The sequence below is a fragment of the Pseudoalteromonas sp. MSK9-3 genome (assembly GCF_003590335.1).
Taxonomy (GTDB): Bacteria; Pseudomonadota; Gammaproteobacteria; order Enterobacterales; family Alteromonadaceae; genus Pseudoalteromonas.
Genome location: NZ_MIET01000014.1, coordinates 124,570 through 136,145 on the forward strand (window position 1 = coordinate 124,570; position 11,576 = coordinate 136,145).

The following is an 11,576-nucleotide window of genomic DNA, read 5'->3' on the forward strand; positions in this document are numbered from 1 at the left end:
GGGCCTATCGCAATACCAATGTCCTTTGATAGGCTCCTAAATGCCAGGTACTGTCGGCTTTTTAGTACTGTTATTTTTCGTAAATGGTGTTATTGATCACCAGCACATCTATACCTGACATCAGAAAGACCGCCAGCATGTCTTCTACACAATGCACGATGGGTTTCCCCATAATGTTGAAACTGGTATTTAATAATATAGGTACGCCAGTGATCTCTCTGAAGCTGTCGATTAAGTTGTAGTAGGGGGCATTCCACTCTTTTTTAACACTTTGTAGGCGGCCGGTATGGTCAATATGTACGACCGCAGGGACTTTATCTCTGACCGATTCTTTAAATACCAAGGTGCGTTCCATGTAAGGCGATTCTTGATAGTCTTCAAAGTACTCTTCGCCATATTCATGCAAAATAGAGGGGGCGAAAGGCCTAAACTCTTCGCGAAATTTAACGCGGGCGTTAATAATGTCTTTCATGTCGCTCAAACATGGGTTGGCCAATATAGAGCGATTACCCAGTGAGCGAGGCCCAAATTCAGCTCGGCCTTGTGCCCAGCCTATAATTTTACCTTGCGCTAAAAACTCAGCGGTTTTTTTATACACTTGGTCGCCGTGATCGGTGATTTTTAAATGACTATATTGGGCGAGCTTATCGAGTGATTTTTGTTTTATTTTGCATCCGGTATACGGTGATTGAATTTGCTTACTCGGTTGCCACTGAGGGTGATCTTGTTGATAACATAGCAAGGCTGCACCAATTGCATTACCATTATCAGCAGGGGCTGACGGTACGTAAATATTCTCAAACTTTGATTGTGCTAATGCAGTGCCCATAAACGATGAGTTAAGCGCACAACCACCTGAAATTGTCAGGTTTTTAGAGGGAGCATAGTCGTAAATTGCGTTTATTAAATCCATAAAAATTTCGCAAAACACCAGCTGGCCTGTATAGGCAAAGTCTTTATATTGTTCTACAGATTCACCGGGTTCTCTGGCCATACTTTTTATTTCTTTCATGATGGCGTTGAGGTTTTTTGGCACCGTAAAATTACCATTTTTTACTTGCAGTGAAGCGCGTAATAATTCATAGACTTTTTCATCTTTTTTACCGTACGGGGCTAAGCCCATGACTTTCCACTCTTCTCCTTTGAGGGGATCAAAGCCAAGATTTTCACAGATGATGGTGTAGAACAGTCCCAAGCTTTTAAACGAGCGTTTTACTTTAATCGGCGCAGGGGTAATAACCCCATTTTTATAAGTAAAATAGTCAATACTGCTTTTTTCACCCATACCATCAACCACTAAGCATGACGCTTCGTCGTACGGGCTGTTAAAACATGCGTTTGCAGCATGGGTTAGGTGATGATCGAAATAGCGTATATCGGTAGCGGGCTTTTTACGGTAGTTACCCACAATATAATTTCGACAAGAGGCCTCAAAAAAACGCGATAATGTTCTGCCACCGGCGGCTTGTGATGCCCGTGCAAAATAAAACTGATCTTTGATGTCTCTGGTATTCACGTCAATGTTAAAAGAGAAGGTTTCTAATACACTGAGCGCAATGTTTTCCAAAATATTAGAGGCTTTCTCTCTGCCTTTACTCCACGTTTTAGCAATCACAAGCTCGGTGCAGTCGGGGCAATATTCTTTGAGTATTTCTTCGATGTAATAAGGATTGTCAGGAAGGCAATATAACCCCCTTTTGTATTGTAAAAACCGCTCAGCGTCTTCGGCAAAAATAACTTTGCCATGCGCATCAACAATAGCAAGTGCTGGATCATGAAAGGATGTTGCTAAGCCAATATAATATTTCATCGTTGTGTACCAAAGTAATGTATGTCTGTTTAGCCTTAGAATACGGTTCTAAAAGCGCGAATGTGTTGTTGCTTATGCGTTAAATTGGCGTCAAATCGTCGAGTGCGAAATAGCCTAACTGGCCTTGGAGATATACCACGGGCCTGTGGCCAAAAAGTAACTGTGCGTGAGAACGCGTGACAAAGCTTTGCATATGATAGGGCGCGTGTTTTTGACAAACTTTAACGGCGCTGCCGACACCGTATTGCGCATTCCAATGTGCTATTTTTTGTTGTGGACTCAAAGACGCGACTTGGCTGGCAACGGGATGAGCTGACTGTTGAGGGGTATAACCTTGCTCAATGTCTTTTACCAATTTAGTGAGCACTTTCTTTGGGCCAAGCTCAGTGAACTGCATATTGCCTTGTGCCAATAAATACTCAATTGTGTGAGTCCATTTTACTGGGCTGGTTATTTGCTCTATCAGATTGTGTTTTAGGTCGGTTGAGGAGTGTGGTTTTGCCGTGACATTGGCGATAACGGGTATATTCATCGAGGCAAATGCGACAGTGTCGATATAATCAGCAAATGCTTGTTTTGCAGTACTCATATAGCGCGAATGAAATGCACCACTGGTATTGAGTTTAATAAAGCGCCCACCCAATTTACTGATGTAATATTCAGAGCGAGTAATGTCATCACTCAACCCAGAAATAACCAATTGATTGTTTGAATTAAAGTTAGCAATATCAATGGCATGTAGCTGTTCAGTACGTAAACAATCGAGCAGTTTATCGCTATTAACGTCAATGATGGCCGCCATTGACCCTTTAGGCGCGGCACTCATTAACGCCCCACGCTTAACGACCAGCTTTAGCGCCGTCTCAAAACTGAGCGCGCCCGAAGCATAAAGTGCGGCAAATTCACCAAGGCTATGCCCAGCAACAAAATCTGCCTTACATGGGCCTGTTTGTGTGTGTTGTAAATAAGCCAATGCACTCACAACAAAGAGAGCCGGTTGTGTATATTGAGTTAGGTTTAGCTGATTGTGCGGATCAACAGTGCACAGTTCGCTAATAGAGTAGCCCAATATATCGCTGGCAGACTGTGTAAGCTCAGGAAAACGTTCAAATAGTGCTTTTCCCATACCTGTGTACTGTGAGCCTTGACCTGGGAATAAATACGTATTCATGTGTTGTGCGCTCATAGGTTATTGGGCCTTTTCGATTGCAGAGCATTCGCTCATAGCTAATAAAAGCTGTGTTTTTTCACTGAGCAGCTCTGCGGTTTCTTGCATCAGCTTTAGCCCAATGTCAGCAACATAACGATTTTGCCATGGTTCTAAATCTGACCCTTTAACCCACTGGTTAAACGCCCCTAATGCTGGGCCGGTATGTACCTGAAAATTAACACGTTCATGAGCGGTGCCCGCAAATGCAAATTGCATGCTCTTTGCAAAATACCATTTAAATATCCGTGCCATTTTGTACTTGGTATCGGTCTCGGCTTTGTTGATTTCGTCTAGGCGATTGGTGTTAGTTAAATAATCAACGACTTCTTGCCATATTTCAGTAAAGCTTTGTTTAAAGAACTTAGTTTGCAGCTGGGTTTGCAAGGTTATTGGGAGTGCGTCAAGATCGTCATACTGCTGATATATTTGATATAACTTGTTGGCTCTAGCGGGAAAGAATACGCCTTTTTTTAGGACTTGTACTTTGGAACCCATTTCAAACATGTCGCCAGCGGGGGCATAGTCGGTGTCTTGTACATTAATGCCTTGAAGCATCTCTTTTACCAATGGCGAGGTACCTGCCTCAACAGTGCATTGGTTAATAGACCCTGTAACAATAAAGTCAGCGCCCATAATAAATGCCGCAGCTGCGGAGGTGGGTGTACCAATACCGCCAGCTAGGCCAATACGTACTCGTTGCGTAAAGCCTAATGTTTGTGAAAGGGCGTCTCGTTGTGTTCGTATCGCTGGCAATAACACCGTTGGTTGCCCGCGATCTGTGTGCCCACCTGAATCGCATTCAACGCATATATCATCACACATGGCAATAAACTGGCTAAGATGCGCTTGCTCAGCGGTGATTTTACCGCTGTTAAGGAGTTGCTTTACGATATGCTCAGGCGCAGGGTGTAAAAAGGCATTGGCTACTTCAGGGCGAGATAGCTTGGCGATTATTTTGTTTTTAGAGGCCACTTGATTGTGGCTATCTCGGTATAGCCCTGCAAGGCGATACAGCACTAGCGCAGGGGAAATTGATATAAACGCGGCGGCTTCGATACACCTAACTTGATACTTTAAATACAGCTCTACTAATGCAAGTTCATGTTCAGGGCGCTCAATGTTACAGACTAAATTGAGGCCGTAAGCATGTTCTGGTGTAAGCGTATTTTGTATCGCAATAATATCTTGTTCAATAGTTAAAAGAGACTGGCCGCCAGTGCCTAAAAACCCCATGAATCCTGCTTTCGCCATGGCTACGACCAATTCTTTTGACGCAATCCCACGATACATCGCGCCACTAATATAGGCATACTTAACACCATAAGCGCGTTTAAACTCAGTAGACCCTAAATTTTCAGGCGGAATGCACAACGCAGATGTTGGCCTTAATGCGGTCTGTGGATTAAAGCGCTCGCATTGGGTGTGGGTAATTTCAGCGACTGAATTGGCAGGTGAAGACATGGGTACCTAAACATGATTTATCTGGTTACGCGCAATAGTGAGTTACAAATATGGAAAGATAATGGAGAAGTTTGGACTGTATTAGGGACACGTATAATTCGTAGGCAAAACCAATAAAAGTCGACTTGTTACTTATGACTAAAAAAGTTTGAAGCAGCGTCATCACCCCGTCATTGGCCGTGTGAAGTATGCAAAACAGAGGTCTTACGATTTAACGAAATAGTTAATTCACGTGAAGAGACTATGAAATTAGCACGAACGAGTTAGCAGCAGAGCTTGCTGAATTAAATCAACGCGTTAACCTGCTTAAGTGTTCGGGCTAGAAAAGTGCGTGCGCGGTGAAAATATCATTGATAAATCGGCGAAAATTAGCTCTAATGGCAGGATAAAGCGTACTGAGTAATGCAGGGATGGCTTAATCACGAAAGACAAGCCGATAAAATAGGCTCAAGACAAGTTACGCCACTAAAAGCAAATTCCCATAGCATAAATAACACCAACTCTGACACACCGAGCAGGTAGCGGCTCAGTCCAACAAGCGATTATGCAGCACAAACAACGTGCCGCATAAATACTAAATAGTTATATTTCAAGGAGCACTTTTGGCAGTCACTAGCAATAAATTAGCCGAGCATTACACTTGGGGAAACCAGTGCGACGGTTGGCATCTTGTAAAATCTGAAAACCTAAGTGTAATCCAAGAAAGAGTGCCTTCTGGTTGTTCTGAATCTCGTCATTTTCACACCAAAGCAGAGCAATTCTTTTTTATTTTATCTGGTATTGCAACTATGGAACTTGAGGGGAAAACCTTCAGAGTAAAACCAAATGAAGGTATTCATATCCCTGCTGGTTCAAGGCATCAATTAAGTAACCAGCACGAAATTGATTTAGTATTTACAGTAACATCGACACCACCAAGTCACGGTGATCGAATTGAAATATAACAAGAAATTCAACAAGGACAAAAAACAGTTGGCTTTTGCTCCTTCGTCGCTATTTTAGCCAACCATTTTTTGCCTGTTAATTGGGCGTTGAACTAAGCCGCTACGCGGAGATTCTATTCTCAGCATTTGAGCCACACTTTCTCTGAGTTATTTCACAACTTAGAGGTCAAAAATGCATACACTCATTGAACAGGTCAAGGCAGAAATAACCTATCGAGGTTATTCACAAAGAACAAGTAAAAGCTATTGCGCGCACTTACTTAAACTCAGAAATTACTTTAATAAATCGTTGGATTTAATTACAGATGAAGAGTTGAATTCATTCTTTCAAGATCCGGCGATCCGCAAGCTTTCTCGGGCAAGCCAAAAGTTACAGATAAACAGTATTTGGTTCTTGTTTAAGCACATTTTACATCGGCCATTGAACTTAGATATTACCTTACCAAAAGCGAAGTCTCGAGCACCCATTTATTTATCTCGTAGCGACATACAACGGCTGATAGAAAGCTGCACAGACATGCGATTAAAGACGCTAATTATCGTGTGTTATGGCTGTGGTTTACGTATTGGTGAGCTATTACGCATTGAAGTTACAGACATAGACGGTAAACGAAAAACCATTTTAATTGAGCAGGGTAAAGGAGATAAATCACGTTACGTTGTTGTGCCAGAGAGTGTATTGAAGCAGTTACGTTGCTACTGGAAAATGTATCATTCTACAGGCTGGATGTTCTATTCTCGATTAAGCAGAATTTTGACTGACACCCACCCAAAATTGACGTGCAAAATAGGGTTTTTACGATTTAACGAAATAGTTAATTCAAGTGAAGAGGCCATGAAATTAGCACGAACGAGCTAGCAGCAGAGCTTGCTGAATTAAATCAACGGGTTAACCTGCTTAAGTGTTCAGGCTAGAAAAGTGCGTGCGCGGTGAAAATATCATTGATAAATCAGCGAAAATTAGCTCTAATGGCAGGATAAAACGTACTGAGTAATGCAGGGATGGCTTAATCACGAAAGGCAAGATGATAAAATAGGCTCGAGACAAGTTACGCCACTAAAAGCAAATTCCCATAGCATGAATAACACCAACTCTGACACACCGAGCAGGTAGCGGCTCAGTCCAACAAGCGATTATGCAGCACAAACAACGTGCTGCATAAATACTAAATTGTTAGATTACTTTAAATATTGTAGTAAGGATTAAATTTTGGAAGAAGTACAAGAAAAATGGATTTGCGGGTTCTGGAGAAGAATCGGCGCCCTGTTTATTGACACTCTTGTTTTAGGTATTTTGGGGTATGTTGTTGGTTTATTCCTTGAAGATATCTTTGTTCAGCTCGGTGGCTGGGGAAGATTAATTGGTTTTGCCTTATCAATTACATATTTTGGAGTTATGAATAGCTCCTTATCAAATGGACAAACTATTGGTAAGAGAATATTAAATATCAAGGTAGTAGATTCATCCAATTCAACTATTAGTCTACCTAAGTCATTTTTAAGGTATAGCTTTCTTGCAGTTCCATTTTCACTGAATGGAGCACAAATTACTAACGAAGCAATGCTTTCATACTTAATGTATCCGTTGTCATTTATTATATTTGGTGGCTTATTTTCAATTTCTTACTTATATATTTTTAACCGTGCAACTCGGCAGTCATTACATGACCTTGCTGTAGATACTTATGTTGTAAATGCAGAGGTTAGCCCTGAAGAGTTACCTTCTGTATGGAAACCGCACTTAGTTGTGCTTGCAGGTTTATTCATTGCAGCAGCTCTTGCACCAGTATTTACTTCCGACTTAGCTAAATCAAAACCTTTCAAAGGCTTATTATCTACTCAGGAAGCAATAAATAGTAACGAATCAGTAAAATATGCAGGTGTTACAGAAGGCTCAACTACTTTTACTTCGTCTGATTCCGGCACGACAACGACTACCTATGTGAATACACAGGCTTTTCTCTATAAAAATAATGTTGAAGATTCGGATATTGCTAAGCAATTAGCACATTTGATAGTTAAAACTTATCCAGAGTCACTAAACAAAAACTTGATTCAAGTAACACTCACCTATGGTTATGATATTGGTATTGCATCAAAGTGGAATAGTTATAACCACCAGTTTAGCCCTCAAGAGTTAAATAGTTCGGAGTAGTCGTAATCTAACAAATAAGGATAGGTGTCGCGCAGCCGACACCTTATCTGGGTGTTGAACAAGCCCGAAGTGAGTTTTATAGCTTATTTATAGTAAATAGTGATGAATATATTTTTCTATTTGTAGCGGCGTTCATTTATTTTAGCCGAGAGGATGCACTTCTTGCGTTCAGAAGTTAAATTAATATATCTATATCAATTCGTTATTTTTTGCGCTTCATCTCCTCTGATTGATTTAAGCCATTATTTTTTTCCTGCCCATGATAATCAACTCGGTCGTGAGAACAGGGCGAGAGCGTGAATATTCTGTTAACAGCTAAGCCCTGATCACCTTATCTAAATATTCAGTGTCCATCGCAGCGCGACGTTGTTTTCGTCGTAAAATTTAGAAGACACCCACCCAACAGAATTTTGACTGACACCCACCCAAAATTGACGTGCAAAATAGGGTTTTTACGATTTAACGAAATAGTTAATTCAAGTGAAGAGGCCATGAAATTAGCACGAACGAGCTAGCAGCAGAGCTTGCTGAATTAAATCAACGGGTTAACCTGCTTAAGTGTTCAGGCTAGAAAAGTGCGTGCGCGGTGAAAATATCATTGATAAATCAGCGAATAACAAATTTTAACTGACACCCATTCAAAATTGATTGTTCTTCATTCATTGCCTATCTTTTAAATTCAGCTTAAAAGATAGGTAATTCTCTCATGGCGACAGCACGTAAAAGACAAGTGAGTTTAACCGACACCAAATACTATCATTGTATTTCAAAGGAATTTTAATTGAAAAGGAATTTTAATTGACACCCATTCTAAATTGATTGTTCTTCATTCATCGCCTATCTTTTAAATTCAGCTTAAAAGACAGGCAATTCCCTCATGGCCACAGCACGAAAAAGACAAGTGAGTTTAACTGATACCAAATACTATCATTGTATTTCACGATGTGTTCGTCGTGCCTATCTATGTGGTGAAGATAAAGTAACAGGGCAATCGTATGAACACAGAAGAGGGTGGATAGAAGACAAACTGCTAGAACTTGCCAAAGTGTTTTGTATTGATGTGTGTGCGTATGCAGTGATGAGTAACCATACGCATATTGTACTTTATGTAGATGATATAAAAGCTAAAAGACTAAGTGATAAAGCGATTATTATCAGATGGCATAAGCTGTTTAAAGGTACCATACTGTCTCACAAGTACCTTCAAGGTGAGCGGTTAGACTCAGCACAGCAATACTTTTTAAACAAAGACATTGAACAATTTAGAGAACGTTTATCGAGTCTCAGTTGGTTCATGCGGGTACTGAATGAAAGCATTGCCCGAAAAGCGAATAAAGAAGATAGCTGTACAGGCAGGTTTTGGGAAGGCCGGTTTAAATCACAAGCTTTACTTGATGAAGCTGCACTAGCAGCCTGCATGGCGTATGTTGATTTAAACCCAGTTAGAGCCAAAATGGCTGACACACCCGAAACGTCAGACTACACCAGTGTAAAAACACGCTGTGAACATGCTAAAGAAGGCAATCAACCTAAACACTTAGCACGTTTTGCAGGTAGCCCTCGAAAGCACATGCCAAAAGGTTTACCCTTTGAATTAAAGTCCTATTTAGAACTGGTGGAGTTAACAGGCCGATGTATGCGGACAGACAAACGTGGCGCTATTAACCCCATCAACTCTTCAATTCTAGAAAGATTGAACATCGCCCCAGAAAACTGGTTAAAACTCACCACACAATTTACCAAAGTATTCCATGGCGCAGTAGGTCGGCCTCACAAGCTTGATAATTATTGTGCGAGTCTAGAAATAAAACGGCGGGCTAATTACAAGCAGTGTGAAAAGTTACTGGCTTAATTTTTAGTTCATCAAGATAATCTCTATATAACCAATACAGCATAGCTTGGCGGAGTAGGCGTGCCTTATTGCTGCGTATAAGTTCAGCTTTTCTCTATTTTTGAGCTCATAGCACATGTGGTTAATTCAATTTTATTAACTAGACGATATTTTAGATTGAACATTGCCTGTTCATTTGCACTCAATTTTAAGTGGATGTCAGTTATCAGTTTATGACACTGAGTTGTAGAGAGTTCTTACGGCGCTATTTACAGCATGTGCTGCCAAAAGGGTTTATGCGCATTCGTCACTATGGCTTTTTAGCCAATGCATGTTGCAAACGAAAGTTAGCGTTGATAAAGGCACAAGGGCCCAATCTATGTAAAGTGAAGAAGAAAAAGGCGGAAGCTGCGTCACCATCCCCTCATTGGGCTTGTGAAGTATGTAAAATAGGGGTCTTACGATTTAGTGAAATGGTTAATTCAAGTGAAGAGACAATGAAATTAGCGCGAACGAGTTAGCAGCAGAGCTTGCTGAATTAAATCAACGCGTTAACCTGCTTAAGTGTTCGGGCTAGAAAAGTGCGTGCGCGGTGAAAATATCATTGATAAATCGGCGAAAATTAGCTCTAATGGCAGGATAAAACGTACTGAGTAATGCAGGGATTGCTTAATCACGAAAGACAAGCCGATAAAATAGGCTCGAGACAAGTTACGCCACTAAAAGCAAATTCCCATAGCATAAATAACACCAACTCTGACACACCGAGCAGGTAGCGGCTCAGTCCAACAAGCGATTATGCAGCACAAACAACGTGCTGCATAAATACTAAATAGTTAGCAATATCATTCAACTTCATAGTTTAAAAATGAGGATATAAAATTTCAGAAAACAATGGCTTGGAAAGTAAAATCAAAGGTTTAGTTAAAGCAGCGAATTGCAAAAACAGTTGGAAAAAGAGACTTTCAGCATTGCAAGAAATCAAATCAATAGATTGTCGTGAGAGACAAGATGTAGTTATTCGTTTGGCTCTTCATGACAAGGTTTACAAGGTAAAAGAAGAAGCATTTCGTATTGCTCAAAGTTTAGGGTTTACTAAAAATGGGCAGCCAATTAAGTTGGGACGCAAAAATATCGGCTATAAGCCAAAGGACTTTACTAAAATTTTTCAGCGTATTAAACGTGAGAAAAAAATGGATGAGTTCGATTTAAGCCTGTTTCGTGAGCACTTTGAAGTCGTTGACCCTGAAATGTTCGATGTAATGCTATACGAGAAAGGCAAAAAATTTGATGCATGGCTTGAAAACTCGTTCCAATCTTTACCCAAGCCAAAGGTGGGCTAAATATTGCTAACAAATAAGGATAGGTGTCGCGCAGCCGACACCTTATCTGGGTGTTGAACAAGCCCGAAGTGAGTTTTATAGCTTATTTATAGTAAATAGTGATGAATATATTTTTCTATTTGTAGCGGCGTTCATTTATTTTAGCCGAGTGGATGCACTTCTTGCGTTCAGAAGTTAAATTAATATATCTATATCAATTCGTTATTTTTTGCGCTTCATCTCCTCTGATTGATTTAAGCCATTATCTTTTTTCCTGCCCATGATAATCAACTCGGTCGTGAGAAGAGATTAATGACTCCCTCACAGTGCATTGGATGCTGACAGCAAGGGCAAATACGGATGGCTTTGGATTTGTCTTTTTTCTTAGGTTTTTTCCAATTATTGGTATTGATAAGTAATATTTGAATGCGTTGACGTAATTTACTGGCATTACCTCGTAAATAGCCACAGTCTCGAACGCGTTGCAGCCCTTTAGGTAAGACATGTTGTAATATCAGCCATAAAAACTTAAGCACAGGCAGAGTGCGTGTTACTGTTTGTTTGGTTTTACTCTCTTGATATTTAAACGTGACGGTGTTTTCATCGTAATGAACAATGTCATTGTCAGACAATACACCCCGATATAGATAACGAGAGAGGTACTGATAGGCTTTATCACCAAATCCGACTTTGCGACAATCAACCACCCACTTCTTAGGGTACTTTGCGGGTAAATTAATGCGCGTATGTCTGTTAATTGCCTCTAACATTTGAGCCCGCCAAACTTTAGCTAATGCAAATTCGTTAAATAGATATTGTTGACGCCCTTTATGCCACTGGTTG

At 40.5% G+C, this 11,576-nt stretch carries 9 protein-coding genes and 1 pseudogene; 6 read left to right on the top strand and 4 right to left on the bottom strand.

What is annotated here, in order from left to right:
• Positions 1 to 70 precede the first annotated feature (70 nt).
• The 3 genes from BGP78_RS06440 to BGP78_RS06450 form a co-directional block, all read right to left on the bottom strand.
• Positions 71 to 1,810 (bottom strand): carbamoyltransferase C-terminal domain-containing protein, encoded by a 1,740-nt coding sequence (locus tag BGP78_RS06440; protein ID WP_119860635.1) that lies wholly within the window; start codon positions 1,808 to 1,810, stop codon positions 71 to 73.
• Between the two features lie 79 nt (positions 1,811 to 1,889).
• Positions 1,890 to 2,996 carry an ACP S-malonyltransferase gene (fabD, locus tag BGP78_RS06445; protein ID WP_259386193.1) on the bottom strand — a complete coding sequence of 369 codons (1,107 nt, stop codon included), beginning with the start codon at positions 2,994 to 2,996 and terminating at the stop codon, positions 1,890 to 1,892.
• Positions 2,997 to 2,999: 3 nt separating this feature from the next.
• A complete protein-coding gene (locus BGP78_RS06450) occupies positions 3,000 to 4,481 on the bottom strand; it encodes a PfaD family polyunsaturated fatty acid/polyketide biosynthesis protein (protein ID WP_119860636.1) in 1,482 nt (493 codons plus the stop codon).
• A 602-nt stretch (positions 4,482 to 5,083) separates the two neighbouring features.
• On the opposite strand from BGP78_RS06450, the gene BGP78_RS06455 reads away from it, so the two are divergent.
• The 6 genes and pseudogenes from BGP78_RS06455 (at position 5,084) to BGP78_RS06485 (ending at position 10,754) form a co-directional block, all read left to right on the top strand.
• A complete protein-coding gene (locus tag BGP78_RS06455) occupies positions 5,084 to 5,425 on the top strand; it encodes a cupin domain-containing protein (RefSeq protein ID WP_119860637.1) in 342 nt (113 codons plus the stop codon).
• 172 nt (positions 5,426 to 5,597) lie between these two features.
• Positions 5,598 to 6,284, top strand: coding sequence for a tyrosine-type recombinase/integrase (locus tag BGP78_RS06460; RefSeq protein ID WP_119860638.1), 687 nt, complete (start codon positions 5,598 to 5,600; stop codon positions 6,282 to 6,284).
• Positions 6,285 to 6,635: 351 nt separating this feature from the next.
• Positions 6,636 to 7,580: an RDD family protein gene (locus BGP78_RS06465; RefSeq protein WP_119860639.1), complete on the top strand. Its 945-nt coding sequence runs from the start codon at positions 6,636 to 6,638 to the stop codon at positions 7,578 to 7,580.
• Between the two features lie 877 nt (positions 7,581 to 8,457).
• A complete protein-coding gene (locus BGP78_RS06475; protein WP_119860640.1) occupies positions 8,458 to 9,432 on the top strand; it encodes a transposase in 975 nt (324 codons plus the stop codon).
• Positions 9,433 to 9,644: 212 nt separating this feature from the next.
• A pseudogene (locus BGP78_RS22855) lies at positions 9,645 to 9,932 on the top strand (transposase); the annotation flags it as partial.
• 378 nt (positions 9,933 to 10,310) lie between these two features.
• Positions 10,311 to 10,754, top strand: coding sequence for a HEAT repeat domain-containing protein (locus tag BGP78_RS06485; protein ID WP_119860641.1), 444 nt, complete (start codon positions 10,311 to 10,313; stop codon positions 10,752 to 10,754).
• A gap of 266 nt (positions 10,755 to 11,020) precedes the next feature.
• Here BGP78_RS06485 and BGP78_RS06490 read toward each other — a convergent pair.
• Positions 11,021 to 11,576 (bottom strand): transposase (locus BGP78_RS06490; RefSeq protein ID WP_182912236.1); only part of this gene is annotated, 556 nt, incomplete at its 5' end.

Excerpts from the sequence above, each read along its gene's own strand:
- BGP78_RS06440 (WP_119860635.1), bottom strand. The coding sequence starts at position 1,810 with ATGAAATATTATATTGGCTTAGCAACATCCTTTCATGATCCAGCACTT.
- fabD (WP_259386193.1), bottom strand. The coding sequence starts at position 2,996 with ATGAGCGCACAACACATGAATACGTATTTATTCCCAGGTCAAGGCTCA.
- BGP78_RS06450 (WP_119860636.1), bottom strand. The coding sequence starts at position 4,481 with ATGTCTTCACCTGCCAATTCAGTCGCTGAAATTACCCACACCCAATGC.
- BGP78_RS06460 (WP_119860638.1), top strand. The coding sequence starts at position 5,598 with ATGCATACACTCATTGAACAGGTCAAGGCAGAAATAACCTATCGAGGT.
- BGP78_RS06475 (WP_119860640.1), top strand. The coding sequence starts at position 8,458 with ATGGCCACAGCACGAAAAAGACAAGTGAGTTTAACTGATACCAAATAC.